This window comes from Salicibibacter kimchii (assembly GCF_003336365.1).
GTDB lineage: Bacteria > Bacillota > Bacilli > Bacillales > Marinococcaceae > Salicibibacter > Salicibibacter kimchii.
The window spans coordinates 3,186,988-3,213,243 of record NZ_CP031092.1; the positions used below are offsets into that span (position 1 = coordinate 3,186,988).

23 protein-coding genes, 4 tRNA genes, 2 rRNA genes and 6 pseudogenes are annotated in these 26,256 nt (G+C 43.7%); 26 read left to right on the forward strand and 9 right to left on the reverse strand.

Translation table 11 applies throughout. The features are described from left to right. Positions 1-370: 370 nt before the first annotated feature. Positions 371-544: pseudogene (locus tag DT065_RS16135) on the forward strand (IS5/IS1182 family transposase); the annotation flags it as partial. A gap of 210 nt (positions 545-754) precedes the next feature. Beyond that, positions 755-985: an RNA chaperone Hfq gene (gene hfq / locus DT065_RS16140; protein ID WP_114375132.1), complete on the forward strand. Its 231-nt coding sequence runs from the start codon at positions 755-757 to the stop codon at positions 983-985. A gap of 25 nt (positions 986-1,010) precedes the next feature. On the opposite strand, the pseudogene DT065_RS16150 reads toward hfq, so the two are convergent. The 3 genes and pseudogenes from DT065_RS16150 to DT065_RS16160 form a co-directional block, all read right to left on the reverse strand. After that, a pseudogene (locus DT065_RS16150) lies at positions 1,011-2,139 on the reverse strand (GerAB/ArcD/ProY family transporter). Between the two features lie 27 nt (positions 2,140-2,166). Then, the gene (locus DT065_RS16155) at positions 2,167-2,382 is read right to left on the reverse strand and encodes a hypothetical protein (protein ID WP_114375138.1); all 216 of its coding nucleotides are present in this window, start codon (positions 2,380-2,382) and stop codon (positions 2,167-2,169) included. A 60-nt stretch (positions 2,383-2,442) separates the two neighbouring features. Beyond that, positions 2,443-3,411: a Ger(x)C family spore germination protein gene (locus DT065_RS16160; protein ID WP_160112611.1), complete on the reverse strand. Its 969-nt coding sequence runs from the start codon at positions 3,409-3,411 to the stop codon at positions 2,443-2,445. A 355-nt stretch (positions 3,412-3,766) separates the two neighbouring features. Between DT065_RS16160 and DT065_RS16165 the strand changes: the two genes are divergently transcribed. The 7 genes and pseudogenes from DT065_RS16165 to DT065_RS19035 all read left to right on the forward strand — a co-directional run bounded on the left by DT065_RS16165 (position 3,767) and on the right by DT065_RS19035 (position 7,634). After that, positions 3,767-4,165, forward strand: coding sequence for a DUF3224 domain-containing protein (locus tag DT065_RS16165; RefSeq protein ID WP_114375142.1), 399 nt, complete (start codon positions 3,767-3,769; stop codon positions 4,163-4,165). A 149-nt stretch (positions 4,166-4,314) separates the two neighbouring features. Continuing rightward, positions 4,315-4,791, forward strand: coding sequence for an SRPBCC family protein (locus DT065_RS16170; protein WP_114375144.1), 477 nt, complete (start codon positions 4,315-4,317; stop codon positions 4,789-4,791). Between the two features lie 698 nt (positions 4,792-5,489). Next, positions 5,490-6,299, forward strand: a pseudogene (locus tag DT065_RS16175) (DUF1670 domain-containing protein). After that, a complete protein-coding gene (locus DT065_RS16185) occupies positions 6,296-6,613 on the forward strand; it encodes a hypothetical protein (RefSeq protein WP_227002642.1) in 318 nt (105 codons plus the stop codon). The pseudogene DT065_RS16175 and the gene DT065_RS16185 overlap by 4 nt, the downstream one beginning before the upstream one ends. 100 nt (positions 6,614-6,713) lie before the next feature. Then, positions 6,714-7,095, forward strand: a pseudogene (locus DT065_RS16190) (DUF2200 domain-containing protein). A gap of 61 nt (positions 7,096-7,156) precedes the next feature. After that, positions 7,157-7,387: pseudogene (locus DT065_RS16195) on the forward strand (VOC family protein); the annotation flags it as partial. A gap of 94 nt (positions 7,388-7,481) precedes the next feature. Continuing rightward, positions 7,482-7,634 (forward strand): hypothetical protein, encoded by a 153-nt coding sequence (locus tag DT065_RS19035; protein WP_160112613.1) that lies wholly within the window; start codon positions 7,482-7,484, stop codon positions 7,632-7,634. Positions 7,635-7,708: 74 nt separating this feature from the next. Here the strand turns inward: DT065_RS19035 and DT065_RS16200 are convergent, their stop codons facing one another. The 4 genes from DT065_RS16200 to DT065_RS16215 all read right to left on the reverse strand — a co-directional run bounded on the left by DT065_RS16200 (position 7,709) and on the right by DT065_RS16215 (position 11,119). Further along, complete coding sequence (locus DT065_RS16200; protein WP_114375152.1) at positions 7,709-8,725, reverse strand: DUF3231 family protein; 1,017 nt, start codon at positions 8,723-8,725, stop codon at positions 7,709-7,711. Between the two features lie 448 nt (positions 8,726-9,173). Beyond that, complete coding sequence (locus DT065_RS16205) at positions 9,174-9,887, reverse strand: hypothetical protein (RefSeq protein WP_114375154.1); 714 nt, start codon at positions 9,885-9,887, stop codon at positions 9,174-9,176. Then, on the reverse strand, positions 9,874-10,758 hold the full coding sequence (locus DT065_RS16210) for an ABC transporter ATP-binding protein (RefSeq protein ID WP_114375156.1): 885 nt from the start codon (positions 10,756-10,758) through the stop codon (positions 9,874-9,876). The genes DT065_RS16205 and DT065_RS16210 overlap by 14 nt, the downstream gene beginning before the upstream one ends. Further along, a complete protein-coding gene (locus DT065_RS16215) occupies positions 10,751-11,119 on the reverse strand; it encodes a GntR family transcriptional regulator (RefSeq protein ID WP_114375158.1) in 369 nt (122 codons plus the stop codon). Before DT065_RS16215 ends, DT065_RS16210 begins: the two co-directional genes overlap by 8 nt. 666 nt (positions 11,120-11,785) lie before the next feature. Here DT065_RS16215 and DT065_RS16220 point away from each other — a divergent pair. From DT065_RS16220 to DT065_RS19960, 4 genes are read left to right on the forward strand one after another with little or no spacing between them, the layout of a single operon-like run. Next, positions 11,786-12,139 carry a PadR family transcriptional regulator gene (locus tag DT065_RS16220; protein WP_114375160.1) on the forward strand — a complete coding sequence of 118 codons (354 nt, stop codon included), beginning with the start codon at positions 11,786-11,788 and terminating at the stop codon, positions 12,137-12,139. Continuing rightward, a complete protein-coding gene (locus DT065_RS16225; protein WP_114375162.1) occupies positions 12,126-12,788 on the forward strand; it encodes a permease prefix domain 1-containing protein in 663 nt (220 codons plus the stop codon). Before DT065_RS16220 ends, DT065_RS16225 begins: the two co-directional genes overlap by 14 nt. Before the next feature lie 52 nt (positions 12,789-12,840). Further along, on the forward strand, positions 12,841-12,981 hold the full coding sequence (locus DT065_RS19040; RefSeq protein WP_160112614.1) for a hypothetical protein: 141 nt from the start codon (positions 12,841-12,843) through the stop codon (positions 12,979-12,981). Further along, positions 12,981-13,352, forward strand: coding sequence for a DUF6220 domain-containing protein (locus DT065_RS19960; RefSeq protein ID WP_114375164.1), 372 nt, complete (start codon positions 12,981-12,983; stop codon positions 13,350-13,352). The genes DT065_RS19040 and DT065_RS19960 overlap by 1 nt, the downstream gene beginning before the upstream one ends. A 977-nt stretch (positions 13,353-14,329) precedes the next feature. On the opposite strand, the gene DT065_RS16235 is transcribed toward DT065_RS19960, so the two are convergent. Further along, a complete protein-coding gene (locus DT065_RS16235) occupies positions 14,330-15,004 on the reverse strand; it encodes a YetF domain-containing protein (RefSeq protein ID WP_114375166.1) in 675 nt (224 codons plus the stop codon). Between the two features lie 267 nt (positions 15,005-15,271). Further along, entirely contained in the window at positions 15,272-15,616 is a 345-nt protein-coding gene (locus tag DT065_RS16240; RefSeq protein ID WP_114375168.1) for a peptidoglycan binding domain-containing protein, read from the reverse strand. 351 nt (positions 15,617-15,967) lie between these two features. On the opposite strand from DT065_RS16240, the pseudogene DT065_RS16250 reads away from it, so the two are divergent. The 13 genes and pseudogenes from DT065_RS16250 to DT065_RS16310 all read left to right on the forward strand — a co-directional run. Continuing rightward, a pseudogene (locus tag DT065_RS16250) lies at positions 15,968-16,384 on the forward strand (phosphohydrolase); the annotation flags it as partial. Positions 16,385-16,612: 228 nt separating this feature from the next. Continuing rightward, positions 16,613-16,810 carry a hypothetical protein gene (locus DT065_RS16255; RefSeq protein WP_114375170.1) on the forward strand — a complete coding sequence of 66 codons (198 nt, stop codon included), beginning with the start codon at positions 16,613-16,615 and terminating at the stop codon, positions 16,808-16,810. 389 nt (positions 16,811-17,199) lie between these two features. Further along, positions 17,200-17,604, forward strand: coding sequence for an MOSC domain-containing protein (locus tag DT065_RS16260; protein WP_227002643.1), 405 nt, complete (start codon positions 17,200-17,202; stop codon positions 17,602-17,604). Positions 17,605-17,606: 2 nt separating this feature from the next. After that, a complete protein-coding gene (locus DT065_RS16265; RefSeq protein ID WP_227002644.1) occupies positions 17,607-18,038 on the forward strand; it encodes a GNAT family N-acetyltransferase in 432 nt (143 codons plus the stop codon). 72 nt (positions 18,039-18,110) lie between these two features. Then, positions 18,111-18,548 (forward strand): FosM family fosfomycin resistance protein, encoded by a 438-nt coding sequence (gene fosM / locus DT065_RS16270; RefSeq protein ID WP_114375174.1) that lies wholly within the window; start codon positions 18,111-18,113, stop codon positions 18,546-18,548. Beyond that, positions 18,545-19,804: a cytosine deaminase gene (gene codA, locus DT065_RS16275; RefSeq protein ID WP_114375176.1), complete on the forward strand. Its 1,260-nt coding sequence runs from the start codon at positions 18,545-18,547 to the stop codon at positions 19,802-19,804. Before fosM ends, codA begins: the two co-directional genes overlap by 4 nt. Positions 19,805-19,940: 136 nt before the next feature. Beyond that, positions 19,941-20,288, forward strand: a complete 348-nt coding sequence (locus tag DT065_RS19045; RefSeq protein ID WP_160112615.1) for a hypothetical protein — start codon at positions 19,941-19,943, stop codon at positions 20,286-20,288. 249 nt (positions 20,289-20,537) lie between these two features. Then, positions 20,538-20,614 (forward strand) — tRNA-Arg (locus tag DT065_RS16285). Between the two features lie 70 nt (positions 20,615-20,684). After that, positions 20,685-20,761, forward strand: a tRNA-Pro gene (locus DT065_RS16290). A 7-nt stretch (positions 20,762-20,768) separates the two neighbouring features. Further along, positions 20,769-20,842: transfer RNA gene (locus DT065_RS16295), tRNA-Gly, on the forward strand. Positions 20,843-20,844: 2 nt separating this feature from the next. After that, positions 20,845-20,921, forward strand: a tRNA-Ile gene (locus DT065_RS16300). A 169-nt stretch (positions 20,922-21,090) separates the two neighbouring features. Continuing rightward, positions 21,091-22,647 (forward strand): 16S ribosomal RNA (locus DT065_RS16305). A gap of 189 nt (positions 22,648-22,836) precedes the next feature. Continuing rightward, a 23S ribosomal RNA gene (locus tag DT065_RS16310) occupies positions 22,837-26,191 on the forward strand. The 16S and 23S rRNA genes sit together here with 4 tRNA genes alongside, the layout of an rRNA operon. Positions 26,192-26,256 lie beyond the last annotated feature (65 nt).

The following is a 26,256-nucleotide window of genomic DNA, read 5'->3' on the forward strand; positions in this document are numbered from 1 at the left end:
AGGGCTATGATATAATGCCCACCTGAATCCCTTGATATGAGGAGTTAATCCATTCTCTATAGTCGATAAGAGAGAAAAACTAACAAAAAACTAACATTCTGTGCTGGATATTCGTTTTTTTGGTAAGCTGAGCTGCATTCTTTTAGAGGGTGCAGTTTGCTTTTCTTGTGTTAAAATAAAGTTTAGTGGTTCGATGGAATACAACGAAAATGTACCACTTTAGGCGAAGGGTACAGTGACAGACTTACAAGGTTTATAACTCCCATGTGAATAATGATTATCTCGGCGAATGTATTCTTATCTAAAGATTAAATGAACGAATTAAAAAACTTCTTGCTACGAACTTTCGCAACAGATTTGAAGTAGTAGTAAAAATAAGTACATAATCGATGCCACATGTGCGCCTGCAGATATCACATACCCAACGGACTTGAAACTTTTGAATGAAGCCCGTGAAAAGTTGGAAGCGATGATTGACGCGTTACACGAACCGTTTCGCGGAACACAGAAGAAGCCGCGAACCTATCGGAATCAAGCCCGACAGTTTGGATGATGATCTTCAACTAAAGGCCAGATTGTGGAGTAACGGTTATTTGAATTCCTTATTATAAAAGCAATTTAAAAATGCCTATGTTAGAATGGATATTACTGGAGATAATTCATGATCCGAGGCAAGCACGCAGCTGAAGAAAAATTCATGAAGGCGGCGAAAGGTTATTGATAAAGCGAAAATTGTTTAGAGAGGGGAAGCGTGATGGGGAAAATTAACATCCAAGATCAATTTTTGAATAAGTTGCGGAAAGATAATATTCCGATTACCATGATTCTTACCAATGGAGTTCAACTTCGGGGCTACTTAAAAGCATTTGACAATTTTACGGTCGTTATTGATAAGGATGGGAAGCAGCAACTTGTTTACAAACACGCCATCTCGACATTTGTCGTCCAGCGAAACGTGGAGTTGCAATTGGAAGCAAGCGATTAATCCTATATCGCAGTTCATGATGCGATCATTGCTTTTGTTTTGATGCTTGGACCGGGAAGATCGGAAGCCGTTTTCTTTTCCTTTGTACTACACCAACTGCAAACATAAAAAGTGGCAGAACGACGTCAATGCTCACAATAAGAACCATTGATCCATAAAAATAAAAGTCGCTGTCGTCGTTTAAATTGTTAAATTCCGTCAAGGAAAGCAAAATAAATATGATCCCGAACGGAAGTGAGAGTGGTTTGTAATTTTTGATATTCATCACTTTAGCTGCGGTGATCGACACTGCCGATAAATACATCGCTAATTTTAAATAAACTGTAATAAAAAAGATGACAAAAAGGAGCGACTCGAGTCTTGAGATAACGTTACCAACATCGATTCTTTCCGCCAGTGTAAAGCCTGGATAAAGGTTCGCACCGGTTACCTCCGGCCCAAGAACGGTAGCGGTCAAAAACGTTAAGGCGAACAATGTAACACAGGCAACAAGGTAACCGATGAAATGCTTTTTCCACAGCTTTTTTATCGGCAACCCCTTTTGGGAAAAAAACGAAAAACATGATGGCATGAACGGCAATGACCCTGGCCACGAAAAACAAGATCGCTTTGCCATATTCAGCGATGGAGTGATTCAAATAAGGTTGGGTATTCTGCCAATCAATATCAGGCAGAAGAAAAATAAAAAGAATCAGGATCGATAAAACAAAGAAAATGAGCATGATTTCTGCAGTACGCCCAAGCACTTCCAATCCCGAATAAATGCCATAGATAATGACCGTCATAAATAAAATAATGAGCACCATCAACGGAGTCTCCGACAAAAGCTCTGTATTTAAAAATATCATGAAAAAAAATATATGATTTGGTGCCATGTAAAGGGGAAGAAAAATAAACAGAATCGCCACAACCTTCCCGATCCAGTTCCTGAAAAGAGCTTTTAGCATATCCGTGAGTGAATGATGGGGAAACCAGCGGGCGAAGACGATCAATAAAAGTACAAAAGGAAAGCCAACAATCATCCCGGCAAGGGGAATCCACCAACTATCATGATGCACGATCAGAGACGATGGCATCGTGAGCAAAGACGATCCACATGTCACAAAGATCACGAGTGTACGAAATTGGTGAATGCTTATTCTATCCGAGTTCATGGTGTTTTCACACTTTCTTTCGGTGATTTACGCAAAGGACTGTTTGGCCACTCGCGTTAATAACTGTGAAAGGCTCGGGAGGGGGATGTCTAAAACATATAAAACCCCTATAACCGCGGTGAAGGCAAGCAATGTGTAAAATGCCCTCTCTAAATTGACTTCATTACTCCCTTTAATCAAGGTTTTTTGGCTGTAAAATATAACAATGTGAACAGCGATGACAGTGATTACTTTAAGCACCACCACGATTCTCCTCTACATTAAAAGAATTGTTGATTTCACCTGTATCACGGAGTTCTATGGTTACGGTAACGCTACGTCCATGTCAGTAAAGATCTCAGGCCATTCACCTTTTACGTTTTCCCAGTACCGGGGATGTTGGCGGTACACTTCTCGACCAAGCCCTAAAATATCTGATTGATTTTCTTTTGTTTTTTGAATCACGCGATCAAGCATACGTTCAACTTTTTGGTTATTTGCCTCTTCAATGATTTGGTACGATTTTTCTTCCAACACGTCAAGATCACTGCAGTTGATCTCGGAAACTGTCGCGTCAATGTCCACCTCAAGATCGATGCTTGGTTGCTCGTTTTCAAGGTGAACGGTGACATTTCTGGCTATCCGGTAACTTTCAACGGCCATCGTGCCATCATCAGGGCAGGGCAGGCTTCCCACGTTATAATCAAACGTATCCTCCAAATAATTGAAGGCTTTGCTTTCTTCTTCATTCAGCCAATCAATGAGTTGATTATCCCTAAACATAGCCATAGGGCCTAATTGTAAGTAAGCTTCCGGCTTGATTTGTTCTGTATTCTGCATTGTTTTCCCCGCATTTAAATCGCCGATTGTTGAAATGCCTAAAATTGCCGGTTCAATCCCATCAGCTATGATTTTTTCAAAAAGAGAATCGATGCGAATGCCTTGAACCTCAGCATAGCTTTTTTCGCCATTTTCAATCGCATTGTTGATGTTTATGGAGGTGACATCTTCGATCGGTGGAAGCAGTTGTAAAATGTCCCCTGCGCGCTCATCCTTTGATATCACAATATAAAAATCGGAGCGGACTTCATGATCACGATAAAGGAAATCCAAAACATCGGTTAGTCCTTCCTCTGCCAAATCCTCACTGATAATAAACGTTGCAATATGACCAATATAGGCACGCCTTGGGGATTCCCGGACTAGCTTTCGAAAAGCCTCATGGATTGTTGGCACGGACGTTTCATAGTTATGTGCGGCTGATACTCCTGCGCCCTCTTGCCTCGTATCCATTCTGTATTTTGGCGAACGTAAAATGGCATCTTGTTGATCTTTTTGAACAAAAGGAGAGACATCAAGCAAAGGGATAGAAAAAGGGAAAGAACAAGGGATAAAACAGGTAGCCCTTAATTTGCTGTCCGATGGCATGATGTACAAAAAGTGGTTGAATTAACGGGATTAACTGAACAAGAGGTTAAGGAATTAAAAAGCCTACAAAGCAGAAACGATTAATACACATCACGAATTGAAGGTTCCTTTTGCTCCAAAATGTGAAGGAGCCTTCTTATTTTACGGATTAAAAGCCGTTATAGTCAGTAAGTCTCGAAACAGATACTAATTGTGCCATGAACTTGGAGGTCTATAAATTATGAGTATGAAAGCACAATCATCCTTTAAATTAACAGAAGCAAATGAAATACCCTACAGTGAAGTAGGGGAAGGATCCAAACTCACAAGGGGATACTTTGAAGTGGAATACAACGGGGAACTTCAAGGTAAAGGTGACTTACAAGAGCTGAAATGTTATTTGCCGGACGATTCAGCCACTGTTTACGGCTTTGAGCGTATCACTGGACGTATTGGAGATAAGTCAGGGAGTTTCGTATTGGAACACGTTGGAAAATTTGAAAATGGTTTACTCAAGTCCAAACGAAATGTTGTTCAAGGTTCTGGGACAGGGGAACTAACAGGTATCGTAGGTGAAATAAATTTTGAATCCGGTAGTGCTGAAGAATTCCAAATCACTTTTAATTATTATTTTGAATAAAGGTTTTCTGAGGATTTCAGATAGTTTCTTACTACATTAACGGGCGCGCTAATCGAATAGTGCGTCCTTCTGAATAGGGTCATACTGTTTAAGATAAAACTGTTTGCTTATGTTAATATTGAAATAAATAAAATGTGAGGAGGAAAAAAATGAATGAATATGGAAAGTTATATGAAAGAGATGGTCGTTGTGTTTTGCAATTTGAGCGTTTTTTTGCACATAAACCTGAGCGTGTTTTCCGCTGCATAACGGATCCTTATTACTTTACCAAATGGTACCCGTTTGCAACAGGAGAGATGGATCTCAATGAAGGTGGCAAAATTGGCTTTGATGATGGAGAAGAAACGAAGTATGAGGGAGTGATTACTGCGTTCGAGCCGCCTGTGGTCTTTGCTTTTCGTGAGGTTGATGATTTGCTGCGAATCGAATTGCAAAACACCCCCGATGGATGCCGAATGACATTTGAGCATACGTTTGATGACTGGTCTTGGGCGGCCGCAACAGCTGCAGGATGGCATCGCTGTCTTGATACATTGGGTATGATGGTTAACGAACAGCCGCCTGAATGGCCGGATAATGGTGCTGAGTTAAGGGAATTTTATCGGGAAGCATTTGATTCGAATTAAAGATAATGAAAACAATACTTTAGAGACTATCAAAGATATGGTATAGGAATTCACTAAGGTGCTTATTCCATATAAGGGCGCTTTAATGGAATAAAGAAGCGCCGATTTTGCATTGGGCGATATAATAATTAATTGATAATCCGAAATATAAATTTTCGAGGGGATGGGCAAAAACACCGCCCAATGTATATCCTCTTTGTGATGTAGTCATATTATAAGTGTGGGCTGGTGGTCAACTTATAAGGATTGGATGCGGGATATCTCCGCATCCTTTTCTTTCGTTCATAAAAACAGTCCTGTAAATCGTGTATACGGATGATTCTGTATCTTCCCTTTAAACAGGTCGTGTGAATGCTACGACTAAAAATGTCTTTGAAGAAAGATGAAAGTATCATCTGAATGATGCTTTCTTGTTAAATATTATACGGGGATGCTAGGTTAACTTAATGTACCAGTATTTTTAAATGATTCGTACGCAATAAGTTTTTCTTTTGCTTTTTTTTATGGAAGGCAGGGAACAAGGAAGGCATGAACTCATTTGAAGAAGCTGTATATATTGATTTTGTTCGCGATTTTGAAAATAGACTTAATCGAAATGAGGGCATTTGTTCGCCCGAAATGACGTTCGACACTTCCAGACAAACTTACTAGACTTGTAAGTAGGCGGTGGGAGTTGAGAACAAGGGAGGACAAATGAGATGGAAAAAGCCGTTCATGAGCGACTGGAGGCCAAATCTAGAGATAGCCAACTATTCGAAACTTTAACGCATCAGTTTGAGTTTTCACCGAAGACAGCCGAAGCCATCATGGAAACGGTCAAGGAGACTTACGAGCTCCACCGTTGGAACCCGGACCAAGACACGGATCCCGGACAAGTCATTGCGATCAACGCCAAGCATGGTCCGCGCCTGAGAGAGCTTCCCATGGTGACGGTGATTCTAACCGTCGACAATGGCCAAGAAGATCAAGAGGTGCGCCGAAGTCATGGCACAAAGCCTTTGCGGCAGGTGCGAATCACCCGTATCGCTGAAGAAGCCCTTGACCAAGGAGGCATCGTAACCCAGGAAGACTTCTCCGACCTTCTGGCTGTTGATGTCCGTACGGTTCGGCGAGATGTTCAAGCCTTCACCCAGCAAGGCGTGCGCATCCAAACGAGAGGCGCCTATCATGATATTGGCTCTACGCTTTCGCATAAGGTTTGGATTGTGGGCTTGTACCTGCAATATCACACGTATTCCGATATTGCCCGACGAACACGCCATTAGACATCAGCCATCAAACGGTATTTGAGAGATTTCGGGCGCGTGGTGACATGCTCAAAGAAAGCGTTCACGGCGACTGAAACCGCGCATGTGGTCGGCATTTCCGAGCGTTTAGCTCATGAATATTTAGCGCTGTATCGTGACTATAACATCCCTGAATACGCCGATCGGCTTGAAGATCTCGTAACGAGATCAAACCCTTCCATGCCCATGTCGAAAGGGAAAAAGGGGGCGAAGAAGGCATGAAAAACGCCAAGACAGCAGAGAGCGGCATCGCCAAACGCACCTTTCGAAGCGCCTTGATGGAAATGCTGGAGTCCGAATACAAGCTGATTGGCAGCCATAAAGTCATTGAGTTGATCGCGGATGACATTTGCCTTTCACCTGAACCAGTAGCTATTAAGTATTTCGCTAACGAGATTAAACAATCTGGCTACAGTTCAACTAATAGTTTGTTTCGAATTCCATGGAACGAGCAAGTCAATTATGAATTACTTGAAAAAATTATAGAGTTTAATATTCAAGATAAAGCAGAATGTACAACTTTTTGGCGAAAATAAGTTCACTTTTCAACAATACGATCGGCGCTTATGTGGAAGAACGACTGGTGCCTCATCTTGCGGAAAAGAGCTATTTAACGGAGTAACAGGAGGATGTATAATGACCAAACATAAAATCTATACAATGAGTGTTGCAAATGTCTATCCTCATTATGTTACAAAGGCGGAGAAAAAAGGACGTACAAAAACAGAAGTTGATGAAATCTTCCGGTGGTTAACAGGGTATAGCCAGGAAAAATTTGAAGCACAACTAGAAAAACAAGCAGACTTTGAGACCTTCTTTGCGGAAGCCCCCCCAACTGAATCCCTCACGGACTTTGATCAAAGGTATGATCTGCGGCGTCCGAGTGGAAGAAATCGAGGAACCAACCATGCAGGAAATCCGCTATTTAGATAAACTAATCGATGAGTTGGCAAAGGGAAAAGCGATGGAGAAAATTTTGCGAAATAATAGTCAAAACAAAGAAACGGGAAAGGATTGATTTGTAGTGGAAAGAGTAACTCCATTTTAATGTTTCAAGATGGAAAAGCAGAAGAAGCAATGAAGAATTCATGTGTATTGACAGTAATGTGAAGCATGAGTTTACCTTCACACCTTCGTTTTCCATATATATTACTTGTGATTCCGAAGAAGAGATTAATGCTCTTTATGAAAAACTAGTTTTGAATGGACAGGCACTCATGCCCTTAGATAACTATGGATTCAGTAAGAAATTTGGCTGGATAAATGATCAGTTTGGAGTATCATGGCAACTTAACCTTCCAATCGTTTGATTCAAATGAATCATAAAAATTCCAAAATAGGGTGCGATTGTGGAACTGACAGCGTCAAGAATTTAGAAATGAAAGACGATAGTGAGGTTTTATCATGCATCATCTGGAAAGCATCATGGAAGTCCAAAAGCGAGCTGATAAACTACGGAAAAAATCCTCGGCTAGTGATCATGATATTTACTTTCACGTCATCAATAATTTTATGATCAAGAAAAGAAAGAAAATGCATCCTGATGAGGTTGAGTAGCTACAAGCTTATTTACTTCGGAATTTTGGTTTGGGATGATGCCATAAGCATATATGTCGGCCTGCCAATCAAGATCAGCTCTTATCTTTATCCTTCGCTAATTTTTCCCGATTTTTCGCTCCTGGTGGTTGTTCAAGCCATTGATGTTTAATCATGATATCCGCTCCACTTTTGGCAAGCTTAGCATTTTCTAACGACAATCGTTCATAATCAGTTGCAATATCGCTTCGTTGACTAGCAGCGGCAGCTGTCGCATAGTTTCCTACACCTGAGGAGATGAGCAGAGACATATGGAACACCAGTAATTTGTCTGAAAATGTTGGGGTGGTTGAATCACTGACACCTACATCTGGTATGCTTGAGACTTCAATGTCATCTTCTAAAAGCTTGTCAGTAAAAATTTTCGCGTGCTTCTTTGAGACATCTTTGCCTCGTAGCATAAAATCTTGAACTTCCTTACGTGGCGAGGTTTGAGCAAAGGCGATACACAATTTCATTCCTATAGAATTCGTGAGGACATTCATATATAAATGGGAAATTTCAACGGCGTTTAAGGGACGTTGATCGCTTAAGGGATTTAAGCCACTCATGTACGCTTTACTATCTACATAGTCGGTGCTTTTAGGGACTTCAATGTAAGGATGTCTGCCAGCAATTCCCTTTTCAAGCTCAATGTTGCTTGCTTGATTATAAAGATTATTTGTTTCCGTCAAGGCTTGTGAAAAATAGGTTCGTATGTCCTCCCGGTCACTCATCGAAACAAAGCCACTGTATGAGAGCATCCCAACTTTTCCCATGTGCCTCATATAGGATATACAAAACGTATCTGTAAACAACCACGGAGCATTCATGTCGACGTCTTGTTCACCAAAACCATTTGGGATTGCATGTGATTCGTTTTCAAAAATGGTGCGTAACTGCTTTAGATGATCCGTTGCAAGATCATAGGCGTACTGCACAACGGGCTTAATGTCTGGGTCTGAAATGTGTTTGAGCATAAAACGTAAAATACAGGCAGACATACTATCGTTCATGTAGGCTGTCCAAAGAGAACCAATTTCTGCAGATGTTAAGTGAACATTTTTTGGCATTGATGGGACCTCCTAAATGGATATTGAGATATGTTATGTTAGGTTTTGAATTAACACGAAGGTTAAAGGTGCTATCCAGTAGTGGCATAGTATAAGTATCACTCATGTTCAATCGCATTATGCTTTCCATATATTTACTGAACTAACACCGATTGTCGCTTTTATGCAAACGGAGCGCTTTAATGGAATAAATAAGTGCCTATTATTGGGTCAACATCTTTGGGCCAGAGGCTACCTTTGTTCAACAGTTGGTCGATGAATAACCAAGGAACCGAGTTTCAGTCGGAAACCTTCAGTTGGCTTTCAGCCAAAGGTCTTTTAGCTGGCTTTAGCTGGAATAGTGGCCTTCAGCCGTGAAGGGAACCTACCGGCTTAGCCGGTAGTCGTTCAGTAAAGGAGGCTGTCTTAGGCACTGAGAAGATCTAAAACATTATTTTCATTTGTTCTTTTACTCCGGCTTAGGTTGTTTCCACTTTCCGATAAATACATATCTATCCCCGCGTTCTAATGGGCCGTTTTTCATGAGGAGGTAAGAGAATAGCATAAACAGCACTGAAATTCCTGCAAGGATATGCACGAACAAGAGATGATCAACAATGATAAATTCTATGAGCGGACCAAGATCTGCAAAAAAGTAGGTAGCGAGTATTGCGATTAATAATGCAGCACCACTACTTAAAGTTCTTACTGTGCCAAGGTTAAAATAAATGGATTGCGCGATCATCCCAACACCGAAGAGAATGATCATCCATAATACATCGATCCAAACATACAGGAGCGAGTGTGATCCGTTAACAAGGTCTGCCATGTGGAAAATATACCCGTCATTTAGTAGATACGGACTTAAGAAATGCAATCCATTCAAAAGCATCCCACTCAGTACGATATAGATGCCTATAGATAGATAGGTCGCGATCATAAACTGTTTTCTTGTTCCTCCTAAGGAAAGGATATATTTGTATCCTTTGAAAAGGATAAATGGGAAAATGAGAAAAATGGCGTAAAATGGTCCGAAAGTCACACCTAAATGCTCATTTTCTCCGAGGTAGTAGCTTAAAAATATATACAATGCCATTAAAGCGATCGTTACGCCAACATTGATATAATAAATCATCTTCATTTCTTTCATGATCAGCCGGAAAGGTCCTTTAAGCGTGTTCATGTTTTTTCGTCCCCTTTTTTGTCAGATTAACGAGATAATCTTGAAGCGGCGCTTTTTCAATAGTTAAACCGGCGGCTTCATTTTCCTTTACTCCCAAATCCATGTGTAAGGAATCGTCAATCATAACATGTAACTGCTTCCCGATTCTCCGTTCGTCAATGACTCGACTATTGCCAATCACCGATTTCACTGCTTCAAATGGTCCTGTTATGAGCACCCCGTGTCTTTTCAAGTCTTCTGTATCTTCATATCGAATGATAGTTTGTTGATCAATCACTGCGATCTTTTCACAAAGGGGTTCAATTTCTTCAATGTGATGGGTCGATAACAAGATAAAACGTGGATGCTCTTCGTACGTATCCAACAATACGTCATAGAATTGTTTACGCATATGGGCATCAAGGCCATTGGAAGGTTCATCCATGATCGTCACGGGGGCTTTGCTCGCGAGTCCTAACGTAATCTTAATCATCGTTTTCATTCCTTTTGAAAATTGCCTGATCTTCTTTTTTCTTGGCAACTCAAACACCTCTAGCAAATATTCGGCAAATGCCTGATCCCAGTTTTCGTTGAAATAAGCACCAAAACGAAGGACGTCTTCGACATCCCATAAATCTGAAAAGGGATGGTCTTCCTGCATGAAGGTCACATGGTTCATCGCTTCACTATTGTTATACGGGGTGATTCCGTTTATGCTTATCTTCCCTTGATTTGGCTGTTCTAGCCCGGAGATCAACTTCATCAATGTCGTTTTCCCTGATCCGTTGCGCCCCCATAAACCTGTGATTATCGGTTCAGTTTCCTTCAAGGAAACGTTTTCTAATGCCGTTACATTGCCATAAGAAAATGATAAGTCTTGTATATCAATCATCATAATCCTCCTCAATCAAACGCTTAATTTCTTCCATTGTCATTTGAATACGCCTACCTTCTTCTAGCATGGGCTTAACATATTGGATATAAAATTCTTCTTTACGCTCGGCAAGCAGCCGATATTTCGCTCCTTCGGCTACGAAAACTCCAACGCCGCGTTGTTTATAGGCATAACCGGCATTAACGAGCATTGATAACCCTTTTTGCACCGTTGCTCGGTTCACTTGATAAAACTTAGAGATCTCTGTCGTCGAGGGAATTTGCTCCCCTTCATGCAACTCCCCATCAACGATGTCATCGGCAATCATTTCGAAAATTTGCTGGAAAATAGGCCTTGATTCATCAAAAACAGCCTTCACTAAATCCTCCTTTCTCCCGTTAAGTTAGTTGGTTGATTAGTCATGTAATCAAGTGTATTATGTGTAGCATATATTGTAAACGGTGATTTTTTCCCTATTATTTTTTAAAAGATTTTACATTATGGAACTTGAAAAGAAATTTGGGGAGGATTCTACAGAAGACAAAAAGAACATTCCACGGCTATTACCACGGAGAACACTATGATAACTTCTTGTGAAATCTCTAATGTACTTGTAGTACAAAAACATTAAATGCAATTTGAAAGGATGAAAGTATTGATAAAAAGGGATTCCCAATCGTGCTGACTCATGCGGAAAAACAAACAGCGTCCGATCTTACGGAAAAGGGTCATTTTTTGGAGGAAAGGGTTTTTCGTTTTTTTTATTCAGTATGCAAAATGTTTTGTTATTCAACCCTTATTCCAGAAAAGGGGCTTTAATGGAATAAAGGTTGTGCCAGAATCGGGCTGTATTACTGAAGATCACCAATAGCTTTTACTGAAAACATAGAATTTAAGACGGTATCATTCATTTGATCGCATTCCATCTTTATTAAGGAATGCGATTTTTTAATGGACAATAAACAGTCAAGCAATGTTTTTCATAAACATTACATTGACACGAAAAGTAATATTTCATATAATGTATTTCAGGAGGTGATGATACTTGGCTGCCACAATTTCAACAGACCTCATCCGAGGTCACACGGTGACGATTATTCTGAATATCCTTCGTCAGGGTGATAGCTACGGGTATGACATCTATAAAAAAATCATTGAGTTAAGCGGAAATCAATACGAGCTGAAGGAAGCAACCTTATATACAGCCTTTCGCCGTTTGGAGAAGGAGGGTTATATCCTTTCTTACTGGGGTGACGAGACGCAAGGGGGCAGACGTAAATATTATCGCATTACTGCAGAAGGTGAAGAACGTTACGAGCAAAGTAAAAAAGACTGGGATTTTGCCAAAGGTGTTTTAGACAAATTGATAAAAGGAGGACTTGATGATGCCGAAGAATAAAACTCATTTGGATCGTAAAATCCAAAATTATATTGATGATCTCTTTGTCGACGTTGGCCGAAGTCAAGAGTTATTTGATATGAAAGAAGAGCTTTCCACCAACTTAAAAGAAAAAATTGCAGATTATAAATCACGAGGGTCGGAGGAAGATGAGGCATTCAAAGAAGCCGTCATTTCAATGGGTGACTTGAGTGGATTGGTCGATGATATGCGGAAACATGGTCAGGAAGAGGCGAAGAAATCCGTTTATTCTACGAAAGCTGCCCGGATTTCAACGGCTGGGTTGATTGCAGGTACGGTGCTTGTACTATTTGGGTTCTTTAATTCACTCATGCTTTTCTTCATGGATGTACCTGATGTCGCGGTAGTTGGACCGTTTATTTTTATTGTCGCCGGTGGTGCCTTATTAACGTATAGCGCCTTAACAAGAGAAACTTCCAAAAGATTTGCTATGAACAAAGTTCGTGCTTCGCTTTACGCACTGGCTATAGGACTTGTGCTTTTTGGATTGCAGGCAGCGTTGTCTGCCGGATTTGCTACCGGAGAAATGTTTATTGCCATTTCCTCGCTCATGGTCTTTTTCATTGCAGGTATAGGGTTGTTTCTAGGGCTAATATTGACAGGTGCTAGCCGCCGAAAAAAGCAATAAAAATATGAGAAGATTCATTAACACTAAATCGCTTATAGGATTTGCTATTGGATTGATGAGTGCTGTTTCCATTTTTGGAGCCAATGGGGTTGAAACTGTTATTGCCAAGTTTTTATTTGGCTTTCTTGGTGCTCTTGTGATTCTTTTCTTAGACCATTTAAAACAATTTGATAACGATGGGGATGTGAAATAATGCATGCTTTTCGCTGGGTATATGTTATAGTGAGCTTTATCTTTGTAGGTTTCACTTTCGCACAATTTTATACTGCGGGGATGGCAATTTTTGAAAGTGGAGTACATTGGGCTAACCATTCGATGCTTGTGAAGTTATTGGGATCAACTTTGCCTATTCTTATGTTGATTACGGCATTGATTGGTAAACTTGGTAAATGGATTTATCTTCATATATTGAGTATATATGTTCTCATTATTCTCATGTATGCCACATCAAACCTAGGGTTTGAATTCTCATTTCTTGGGTCATTACACCCGGTTATAGGGGTCTTATTGTTTGTTCTTTCGGCATCCAATGTTTTGCTTTCGATTAAATTAACAAGGAAATAATTTTCTTCTGCAATCGAGCGCGATTGTTGAGGAAATGTGCTTTTAAAAAAGTAACGAAAAAATTCTTGTTAATGAAAAATCACTCACGATTATTAGTCTCCTTTACATCGCAATATGTACACATACATGGGGGAAAGAACTTTGTGAATACAACTGAATATGGCGGAGATAGGGGTGTCATGGTGTAATCATATAAACAAAATTGAGCGTGCCGATTTTGTGCCGATAGCGTTTGAAATCTAATGACATTCTTTGAAAGTTAAAAGAATGTAAACATTGATAAAACAAGGGTTTCAATATTATTTGATACACATTGAAATCCTTAATTATTTCGCTTCGAAATGGAAGGTCGGCAAAATCCTTCGGAGATGTGTAAGGTAAATAAAAAAAGAATGACTTGCAAAAAAAACGAACAATATTAGAAATTTATATATTAACGTTCGGTTTTATTTGGGTTTTGTTACTCCAGATTTACTCCAAAAAAGATGGTATAAAGGACAAAAATATGGAATTGGCATAATCCCACTGACCGCACCAACATTGAGATCCTGTCACCTAAGCTGAAAGGAAATAGAAGCCGAGTGGTCGCTCCCATGATTGACCGATCGATGTTATCTAAGCCGTTGCATCCTACCTTATTTAGGTGGTGGTGCTCACTCATAAAGCATCAAAAGGTACTAGAGGAAAGGATTAATCATTGATAAGGAAGGCACCTCCACTTGTCTTTCTTATTTTTGACACACATGGACATGCTAGAAGGTACTCTGAAATAAATCAAAAGGAAAGATGGAAGTTCAATCGGTCTCTCATACGGAACAAGGACCAGGTCCAATCTTATGGTGGAAAAAGGTCCTTTTGGCCATTTTTTGGAATAAAGGAAGCACTGAATTTATTGCACCCCATTCCAAAAACAGGAGTTTTACAGACTGAGGGTATAAACAGAAAATTATATTACCTGGTCATATTCGCTACAAAATTTACATTTTTTCAAGATGTACACCTTCATCTTCTTTCCATTCAAGATAGAATACATCTTTGTAATTATTGATATTATGTTTATGAAGGTGATTTAGTAGCCACTCTTTATTGTGCCCGGACTTGGATAAATTCTCCCAGTCGACTTTTCCGTCATTGATTATTGTAACAGGCAGATATGCAGGTTTTAAGGGCAAATTCATATCTGAAATCGTAGGCGATTCATATTTTGCTTTTTTCAGGACGCTCATTGTACCATCTGCTTCAAGAATCGCATAGGCCACTTCTCTTACGGAAAATACCTTTTCTTTTCGTAGTAATTGTAGCATTTGATTCATATCGATTTTATTCTTTTTCATTTCTTCTCTATCAATTTGACCATTGTGAATAAGAACTGAGGGCTTTCCTTCAAGGGCTCCCCGTGTCCTGCGAAATTTTTGAGTGGTCCATTCCATTAAGAAGACCAAAGTCCCCCATACAGCAATAGCGAACAGGATCCAGCCAATATTCGCCTCATTTTCATAAATGGCATTCCCAATGAGATCACCGAGAATAAGTGCCGAAATGAAGTCAATGGGCGTAAGTTGAGAGAATGTCGATTTCCCTAAAATTTTCAACAAAACGAGTAATGCAATAAACCCCACTGAGAGCTCTATTGCTGTTGACAGGAAGTTCATTTTTTTCCCCTTCTTTATATATAAAAGGTGTAATTAGTTCTTGTAAAGCATAACCGCCCCATGATGCAGTTGCCATGTTACCGTAGCTTTTCCTTCAAAACCAATGCATTCCAGAGGCATAACCTAATACACTTGGGGTTTTTTCATGCTAATGTAAATCCGTGTTGATTTCTTTTGGCATTTTCGCCGGTGCATCGGGAACTGAGCGGTTATCTTTGTTCCCCGTACCGTTTTGAGCGAATTAATATCGGCTGGTTATATTTGTTTTTAAAGCGACGTATTATTGGGGTTTAAAAACGTCGCATATTGGCCGATTTGCTGAACTCGAATGTCAGCTAGTAATTCACTATCAACCTTTGGATAAACGTCTAACAGCGGAACCTCTACTGTTGCAGGTACCTTACTATAAAGATAAGAATAAAACTGGTTTTCGAATGCTTCTCGGTCCAATCTGTACCCTTTCTGTCCTGGTTCGATCGCTCTTTGTTCATTGATGGTGGCATTTACAGGTTCTAAAAAAACCTGTTGATTAAGTGTTTCAATAAATTGATCATACTTTGGTACATCAACTATGGAAGCTCCGGGTAAAGTAAAGTTTTCCCGATTAACCATAGCGATCTACTCCCCATCATGAGTAATGGTTAAGTTATCAGAAACATCTACAGGCTGGGCAACGAGCTGAGTCACTAAGAAAAGACAGGTCATCATATGTATCATACAGCGGCACCTCCTGCCTAAGTATGTGAAAGAGGGGTGTTATTCATGTGCAAAATACGACCCCTTTTTAAACAGAAGTAGGCATGGTGTCTTGAATTAATGGCCGGCATGTGAACATGGAACCCAAATCAAGAGGGTGGTGGCGAATCGACCAGAATTTACTAAATGTTTCGAGCATTTACGAGCGGGCAGTAAGCTTGTTGTAACAAAACTGGATTGGTTAGGGCGAAGCAATTCTTGTCGCTTGCATTATTCCATGATTTAGGTTTAACGAAAGAATACAATAGAGCGGATTTGCGGTTTGAAGTGGATGGTGCGAATGCAGCCAGAAGTTTTTTGCAGCAGTATCAAATTCCGCGCGAGTCCATTCAACACGTATGGGATACGATTGCGTTGCATACGACGCCGGGAGTTGCGGAGCATAAAGAGTCCGAAGTGGCATTGCTCTTTCACGGTGTTGGCATGGATGTAATGGGGGATGGTTTTGATCAGTTCCCTAAAGATTTACGTGAGGAAATTATTCCGGCGTTTTACGAGGGATTTAAACATAAGCCGGAAACGACTTTTGGTAATATGAAAGAAGATGTTGTTCAATACTTCAGGCTGGATTATAGAAATAAGAACTTCTGCGAATGTATTTTGCATTCCCCTTGGTCCGAATGATTGTTTCACTTTGGAGATCAGGCCAAATAACCTTCCTTTTTAAGAAATAGGGAGGTTTTATCATTTGGCCATTCCTAAAGTTCACTACCCACTGAGGACGATTTAGCCTGCAATCTTCCATCGATTTTTCTCTATAAGGTTGTTGCGGAGCCTTAACTACTCATATTGAGAAGTTACATATGATATGATAAAAAGACCGTCGAATTATAAATGAGAGCAGGGATTACGATGAATATAGGAATAATAGTACTTATATTGGTGGCTGCCGGTTTGATCATTGGGATTACACTTGCTATCGGCAGAAATTCCAATGATAATAAGTACAGCAGTGATTCCAGTTTTAAATTAATGACCGTCATGTATACGGTTGTTGCTCCGATTATTCTGATCATTGCCGTCGTTATATTCGCCTTTGCATTAATGTAGGGTTAAAAATGGTCGGGCAAACAGGTAAGTTGATCGGGGACATTTCTGATGGAAGGCGTATTTCCCGGAAGCAAAAATTGAGTCCTTGAAAGCTTCTCTACATAAAAGGAGCGATCCCCAGAGAGTTGTTTTACTTTTCACATCCCATCGGATACCCGAAAGAGAGGTTGAAAAAGTGCATGATCATTTCCGGGATAAACAGTATGAAGAGAAGGCAAAACACATAGAAAACAAATGAAAACAAAAACCTCTCTGTAATTGTTGCAGAGAGGTTTTGCTTGTTGGCAGAAAAGACATGGTAAGATGGAAGAAACGCTGACTAAGGGGCAGGTATGAATATGAAACGCCAACTTACAAATATCTGGATTAAACGGATGAAGGGAGGGCCCATGGATCCAGTCGCGTTTTTCGAAAAAAATAAGGGGATCGTGGGCAATGCCAATCAAGGAGGTCGTCGTCAGGTGACCATCATGGAAGAAGAGATATGGGAGGAAGTGATGAACGAGTTGGGGAGTTCATTGGATCCCTCGAAGCGACGGGCCCATTTACTGATCAACGGCGTTTCCTTAAAAGAAAGCCGAGGGAAGACCCTTCATATTGGAGATAACAGCATTGAGATATATGGGGAAACAAAACCTTGTCGGCAGATGGATGAAACCCTTCCCGGTTTAAAGGATGCGATGTTTCCGGAATGGCGAGGCGTAGCTTTCGGGGAAGTATTGACTAACGGCACGATTGGGCAGGGGGATCCCATCGAGTTAGTGGACAAGCATGAGCGTGTTGCGAGGGGATAAAGGTGGAAATTAGAAAAGCAACGGTAAATGACGCGAGGGCATGCGCAGCATTGATGAAACATTTGGGATATCTAACAACTTCTCAAATAATGAAGGCGAGATTGCCTGAAATTACATCACATCCTGATTATCATCCCTTAATCGCTTTATATGACGGAAAAACGGTAGGGATGATTGGATTAATCAAGAGCTTTTATTACGAACGGGATGGCATCTACGTGCGCATTGCGGCTATTGTTGTAGATAAGGAATATCAAAATTTAGGAATAGGAAAAGCACTCATTAAATCGGCGGAGCAATGGACGAAAACGATAGAAGCAGATGTAATAGCCCTGAATAGTGGGGATCGACCTGAACGATCGAACGCGCACAAGTTTTATAAGAAGTTAGGCTTCGCAGAAAAGAGTATTGGATTTGCAAAAAGCCTAAGCTAGACCTGCGGGTTCAATACTGCCCTAATGGAAGCTATTTTGGTTGGTTAAAAAGTAATATATGAGGTGACGTTGATGACTGTAAAGGGAATCAACCATTTTTTATTTTCGGTTTCAGATTTGGAAAGATCAATCGATTTTTACCGAAATGTATTTGACGCAAAACTGCTTGTGAAAGGCGAGAACACTGCATATTTCGATTTGAATGGTATGTGGCTTGCACTTAATGTGGAAAAGGATATTCCGCGCAATGAAATCAGCCAATCCTACACTCACATCGCTTTTTCAATTGAAGAGACAGCATTTGGTCGTATATACCAAAAATTAAAGGCTTTGAATGTAAACATTTTATCGGGTCGCCCAAGAGATGAAAGGGACAAGAAGTCTATTTATTTCACGGACCCGGATGGCCATAAATTTGAATTTCATACAGGAACGTTGCAAGATAGATTGAATTATTATAAGCGAGAAAAACCGCATATGGAATTTTATGAAGGAGTTGAGCACGAATGATGATAAAAAATGCAAAGCTTTATGGACAAGCAGGGAATTGGGACATTGAGGTTCAGGGAGCGTACATAAAAACGATTGCGGCGGCTGGGGATATCGTTGATACAAATGATGAGAACGTCCTCGATGTAAAAGGAAACATTGTTCTTCCTCCTTATGTAGAGCCGCACATTCATCTTGACTACGCTCTTACAGCGGGAACGCCGAGGTGGAACCAATCAGGATCAGTTTTTGAGGGGATTGAAATTTGGTCTGAGCGAAAACAAATCGTTAACGAAACAAAAGCTGACATTAAAAAACGAGCATTAAAAGCGGTGAAAATGCAGTTGAAACACGGTGTTCAGCACGTGCGAACCCATGTGGATGTAAGTGAACCGACATTGAAAGGCTTGGAAGCGTTGTTGGAAGTAAAAGAAGAAATGAAACCCTGGATGGATGTGCAGCTTGTGGCGCTGCCTCAAGAAGGTCTTTTTACGAAAGCAAACGGAGAAGAGCTACTCATTAAAGCGCTGGAAATGGGGGCCGATGTTGTCGGAGGCATTCCTCATTATGAGTTAACCCGTGAAGAGGGTGTCCGATCGATCTTTAAAGCACTCGAGCTCGCTGTAAAATATGATAAACGCGTCGATATCCATTGTGATGAGATTGATGATGACCAATCAAGGTATGTGGAAGTGCTTGCAGGTGAAGCGTTGAAATTGGGGATGGGAGATCGGGTGACCGCAAGTCACACTGCTGCAATGTCTTCATATAGTAATGCATACACCTATAAGCTATTCCAAACCTTGAAAAAGGTCGGCATTCATTTCGTTGCCCTGCCAAAAGCCAATTTACATTTACAAGGACGATTTGACAATTATCCAATTCGTCGTGGGGTGACTCGAGTGAAAGAGTTATTAAATGAGGGAATAAATGTCTGCTTTGGTCTTGATTCGATTATGGATCCTTGGTATCCGCTTGGTGACGGGAATTTAATGTCTGTCGTTGAAACCGGGTTACATGCCTGTCATATGACGGATCATGATTATATCGTAACTGCACTGGACTTAGTCACAACAAATGGAGCCAAAGCATTAGGGATAGAAGAAGGCTATGATGTAAAAGCAGGAAATAAAGCAAACTTGATCGTCATCGATTCTGATTCGGAATACAAGGCGATTCGCACCCAGGCGCCGGTGCTCTACTCCATTCGAAACGGTGAAATGATGGTTGAAACAAAGCCTTCAGAAACAACAATAAACGTCCAAGCTTTTTCTTGAATTTCTTATATAAAGTTGAAAACATGAATAACCTTCGTGGTTCCCTGGCAGTCTATACATGTAGCCTCACCTCGTCGGCTTATTTTCAGGCCAGTGAAGGAGAGGCGTCATATCTAAGAAAGGAGAAGTGACGTTTATGGCTCAACAGCAAGGCCCGCAACAAAATCAACAACAGCAGAACCAACAGCAACAGAATCGGCAGCAGCAGAATCAGCAACAGAATCAACAGCAGCAAAATCAAGCGTTACAACAAGCGCAGCAAGCTGCCCAACAGGCCGATCAGCAGGTTCAACAAGCTGTTCAACAAGCAGATCAACAAGCTATGCAACAGGCACAACAGGAACTGCAACAGGCCGAGCAGCAACTTCAACAAGCAGGGGCGAATGCCCAACCTGACCAGCAACAGCAGGTTCAGCAAGCTGAGCAACAGTTGCAGCAAGCAAACCAGCAACTTCAACAAGCTCAAAATCAATCCGGCCAATAAAAGAAGGCTGTTCTCACACCTAGGCCATGTCGAAACATATTAGCGTCGTGCAGGAACAGTATCGTTGGGATCCGCATCGTGTTTTATGGTGCGGATCTTTTTATTAAGGAAAGATGCTTCGAATAAATCCAGAAAATATGCTTGCGTTATATATAAGTGTATGCTATATTTATTTTTGTGGCAAAGGGACGAAGGAAGTCCTTTATGGACGCTTCAAGTTTGGTACAAGTAAGAATATAGGAGCATCAGGCGCCCGTAGCTCAATTGGATAGAGCATCTGACTTCGGATCAGAGGGTTAGGAGTTCGAGTCTTCTCGGGCGCGCCAATAACAATTAGATACTTTAGCGTATGTTTTATTTTTTTGTCGAAAGCCTTAGGAATAAAAAGAATTTGCCCGGGAAGTAGCTCAGCTTGGCAGAGCGCTTCGTTCGGGACGAAGAGGTCGCAGGTTCAAATCCTGTCTTCCCGACCATTGATATGCGGGTGTAGTTTAATGGTAAAACCTCAGCCTTCCAAGCTGATGACGTGGGTTCGATTCCCATCACCCGCTCCAATGGGCCTGTAGCTCAGTTGGTGAGAGCGCACGCCTGATAAGCGTGAGGTCGGTGGTTCGAGTCCACTCAGGCCCACCATTGATTCGATTAAAAAAAGTTATTGACAACAAATTGTCTCACTGGTATAGTGAGGAATTGTGGTTGTTAGCCATCATTTGCCCTTTGAAAACTGAATGAAAGCCAAGCGAACGATTAATTAAAGCAAGAGTCAGCGCGACGCGCACCCCCCGTGTGCGAAGCGGAACTTTTTATGGAGAGTTTGATCCTGGCTCAGGACGAACGCTGGCGGCGTGCCTAATACATGCAAGTCGAGCGGGCCTCCGGAGGTGCTTGCACCTCCGGGAGGCCAGCGGCGGACGGGTGAGTAACACGTGGGCAACCTGCCTTGGAGTGCGGGATAACACCGGGAAACCGGTGCTAATACCGCATACGTCCTCTTTCGCGCCTGCGAGAGGGGAGAAAGACGGTCGATGCCCGTCGCTCGAAGAGGGGCCCGCGGCGCATTAGCTTGTTGGTGGGATCAAAGCCTACCAAGGCGACGATGCGTTGCCGACCTGAGAGGGTGATCGGCCACACTGGGACTGAGACACGGCCCAGACTCCTGCGGGAGGCAGCAGTAGGGAATCATCCGCAATGGGCGCAAGCCTGACGGTGCAACGCCGCGTGAGTGAGGAAGGTTTTCGGATCGTAAAGCTCTGTTGTGAGGGAAGAACAGCTCTTGGAGGAAATGCCGGGAGTTTGCCGGTACCTCACCAGAAAGCCCCGGCTAACTACGTGCCAGCAGCCGCGGTAATACGTAGGGGGCAAGCGTTGTCCGGAATTATTGGGCGTAAAGGGCACGCAGGCGGTACGGCAAGTCTGATGTGAAAGGCCGGCGCTCAACGCCGGAATGCATTGGAAACTGTCGCACTTGAGTACAGAAGAGGAGAGTGGAATTCCACGTGTAGCGGTGAAATGCGTAGAGATGTGGAGGAACACCAGTGGCGAAGGCGACTCTCTGGTCTGTGACTGACGCTGAGGTGCGAAAGCGTGGGGAGCGAACAAGATTAGATACCTTGGTAGTCCACGCCGTAAACGATGAGTGCTAGGTGTTAGGGGTTTCGATACCCGTAGTGCCGAAGCAAACGCAATAAGCACTCCGCCTGGGGAGTACGACCGCAAGGTTGAAACTCAAAGGAATTGACGGGGGCCCGCACAAGCGGTGGAGCATGTGGTTTAATTCGAAGCAACGCGAAGGACCTTACCAGGCCTTGACATCCTCTGATCGCCTTGGAGACAAGGTTTCCCCTTTGGGGCAGAGTGACAGGTGGTGCATGGTTGTCGTCAGCTCGTGTCGTGAGATGTTGGGTTAAGTCCCGTAACGAGCGCAACCCTTGAATGTCGTTGCCAGCATTAAGTTGGGCACTCGACATTGACTGCCGGTGACAAACCGGAGGAAGGCGGGGATGACGTCAAATCATCATGCCCCTTATGGCCTGGGCGACACACGTGCTACAATGGACGGTACAACGGGCAGCGAAGCCGCGAGGTGGAGCGAATCCCCGCAAAAGCCGTTCTCAGTTCGGATTGCAGGCTGCAACCCGCCTGCATGAAGCTGGAATCGCTAGTAATCGCGGATCAGCATGCCGCGGTGAATACGTTCCCGGGCCTTGTACACACCGCCCGTCACACCACGAGAGCCGGCAACACCCGAAGTCGGTGAGCGAACCCTGATGGGACGCAGCCGCCGAAGGTGGGGCTGGTGATTGGGGTGAAGTCGTAACAAGGTATCCCTACCGGAAGGTGGGGATGGATCACCTCCTTTCTAAGGAGCTTATCGGCCCTTCCAAGCGAAGGGCCGGAGGCAAGCGCTTCGGCTTTCATTCAGTTTTGAGCGGGCAACTGCTCAAACAAGACGTTCTTTGAAAACTGAATAACGCGAGTAAGTTTGAAACGACACACACCGGGTGTCAACAAGAAACGAGCGTTTCTTAGAAAGACCCATTCCTAATGTGGTTAAACAAGGAAGGGCGCACGGTGGATGCCTTGGCACTAGGCGCCGATGAAGGACGGGACGAACACCGATATGCTTCGGGGAGCTGTAAGTATGCGTGGATCCGGAGATGTCCGAATGGGGGAACCCCTTCTCCGTCATGGGAGAAGATCATCTGCCCAACAGATTAAGCAGATGAAGGCAAACCCGGCGAACTGAAACATCTTAGTAGCCGGAGGAAGAGAAAGCAAACGCGATTTCCTGAGTAGCGGCGAGCGAAACGGAAGGTAGCCCAAACCAAGCGGCTTGCCGCTTGGGGTTGTAGGACACGCCATATGGAGTGATAAAGGGACGGTGTAGCGGAAGCGACTTGGAACGGTCCGTCGCAGAAGGTAAGAGCCCTGTACGCGAAACACTGTCCTCTCCGGCGTGGATCCTGAGTACGGCGGGACACGAGAAATCCCGTCGGAATCCGGGAGGACCATCTCCCAAGGCTAAATACGCCCTAGTGACCGATAGTGAACCAGTACCGTGAGGGAAAGGTGAAAAGCACCCCGGGAGGGGAGTGAAAGAGAACCTGAAACCGTGTGCCTACAGGTGGTCAGAGCCCGTTCATGGGTGATGGCGTGCCTTTTGTAGAATGAACCGGCGAGTGACGATGACGTGCAAGGTTAAGTTGAAGAGACGGAGCCGCAGCGAAAGCGAGTCTGAAGTGGGCGAGTGAGTACGTCGACGTCGACCCGAAACCGTGTGATCTACCCATGTCCAGGGTGAAGGTCGGGTAACACCGACTGGAGGCCCGAACCCACGTAAGTTGAAAATTACGGGGATGAGGGGTGGGTAGGGGTGAAATGCCAATCGAACACGGAGATAGCTGGTTCTCCCCGAAATAGCTTTAGGGCTAGCCTCGGAGGAAAGAGTCCTGGAGGTAGAGCACGGATTGGATGAGGGGTCCCTACAGGATTACCGAGTTCAGTCAAACTCCGAATGCCAGCGACTTGTTCTCCGGGAGTCAGACGGCGAGTGCTAAGATCCGTCGTCAAGAGGGAAACAACCCGGACCACCGGCTAAGGTCCCCAAGTATGGGTTAAGTGGGAAAGGATGTGGCGTTGCTTAGACAACCAGGATGTTGGCTTAGAAGCAGCCATCATTGAAAGAGTGCGTAATAGCTCACTGGTCGAGTGACGCTGCGCCGAAAATGTACCGGGGCTAAACCCATCACCGAAGCCGTGGATGCTGGAAGTCGGAAGTGAGAAGTGAGAAGTCGGAAAAGGAGTCAAAAGATGATTAAAGGCTATCGAGATTTACGTGTTTATCAGGAGGCGTATCAACTCGGAAAAGACATTCATCAAGTGACTCAGCCATTTCCGAAAGAGGAACAATATGAGATAGGGCGTCAACTTCGAAGAGCTGCATTGTCGATCCCCTTAAATATTGCCGAAGGATACGGAAAGAAGCAGTCAACAGCTGATTTTAAACGTTTCCTTTTGATAGCCATGGGATCAGCCAATGAAGTTGAAGTGCTCCTTGATTATGCCAGAGATTTCAACTATTTATCTGATGAAGCGTATAACGAATACTTTGGACGATATGTTCGACTAGGGAAACAGTTAAATGCTTTGCATCAAAAATGGGTTTGAACTTCTCTGACCTCTCACCTCTGACCTCTGACTTCCAGCATGGTAGGGGAGCGTTCTGTAGGCAGAGAAGGTCGACCGAGAGGACGGCTGGAGCGTACAGAAGTGAGAATGCCGGTATGAGTAGCGAAAAGAAGGGTGAGAATCCCTTCCGTCGAAAACCTAAGGTTTCCTGAGGAAGGCTCGTCCGCTCAGGGTTAGTCGGGGCCTAAGCTGAGGCCGAAAGGCGTAGGCGATGGATAACTGGTGGAAATTCCAGTACCACCGATGGCTGTTGGACCGAAGGGGGGACGCAGAAAGGTAGGGAGAGCGCGCTTATGGAAAAGCGCGTCGAAGCGTCCGAGGCTGTTGGGCAGGCAAATCCGCCCAACGAGAAGGCTGAGGCGTGACCGCGAGGGAAAATGAGTACCGAAGTCCCTGATCCTCCGCTGCCGAGAAAAGCCTCTAGGAAGGTCATCGGTGCCCGTACCGCAAACCGACACAGGTAGGTGGGATGAGAATTCTAAGACGCGCGGGAGAACTCTCGTTAAGGAACTCGGCAAAATGACCCCGTAACTTCGGGAGAAGGGGTGCTCTTGCGGGTGCAAGCCTGCGGGAGCCGCAGTGACAAGGCCCAAGCGACTGTTTACCAAAAACACAGGTCTCTGCGAAGTCGAAAGACGAAGTATAGGGGCTGACACCTGCCCGGTGCTGGAAGGTTAAGAGGAGGGCTTAGCCCAAAAGGGCGAAGGTCCGAATTGAAGCCCCAGTAAACGGCGGCCGTAACTATAACGGTCCTAAGGTAGCGAAATTCCTTGTCGGGTAAGTTCCGACCCGCACGAAAGGTGCAACGACTTGGGCACTGTCTCAACGAGAGACCCGGTGAAATTATATGACCTGTGAAGATGCAGGTCCCCCGCGACTGGACGGAAAGACCCCATGGAGCTTTACTGTAGCTTGATATTGGGTTTTGATATTGCTTGTACAGGATAGGCAGGAGCCAAGGAATCCGGAGCGCTAGCTTCGGAGGAGGCGCTGGTGGGATACTGCCCTTGCGATATGAAAATCCTAACCTCGAGCCGTGACCCGGTTCAGGGACAGTGTCTGGTGGGCAGTTTGACTGGGGCGGTCGCCTCCTAAAAGGTAACGGAGGCGCCCCAAGGTTCCCTCAGAATGGTTGGAAATCATTCGTAGCGTGCAAAGGCAGAAGGGAGCTTGACTGCGAGACATACAGGTCGAGCAGGGACGAAAGTCGGGCTTAGTGATCCGGCGGCACCGCATGGAAGGGCCGTCGCTCAACGGATAAAAGCTACCCTGGGGATAACAGGCTAATCTCCCCCAAGAGTCCACATCGACGGGGAGGTTTGGCACCTCGATGTCGGCTCATCGCATCCTGGGGCTGAAGTCGGTCCCAAGGGTTGGGCTGTTCGCCCATTAAAGCGGTACGCGAGCTGGGTTCAGAACGTCGTGAGACAGTTCGGTCCCTATCCGTCGCGGGCGCAGGAAATTTGAGAGGAGCTGTCCTTAGTACGAGAGGACCGGGATGGACACACCGCTGGTGTACCAGTTGTTCCGCCAGGAGCATGGCTGGGTAGCTACGTGTGGATCGGATAAGTGCTGAAAGCATCTAAGCACGAAGCCGACCTCAAGATGAGATTTCCCGCGAGACCCCTTAAAGACGATAAGGTAGATAGGTCTGGTGTGGAAGCGTGGCGACACGTGGAGCTGACAGATACTAATCGGTCAAACGGTTTATCCACACATGGGTCCCCCGGAAGTGGTCAAACGAAAGCGTTATTCAGTTTTGGGAGAATGTCTCCCCCAG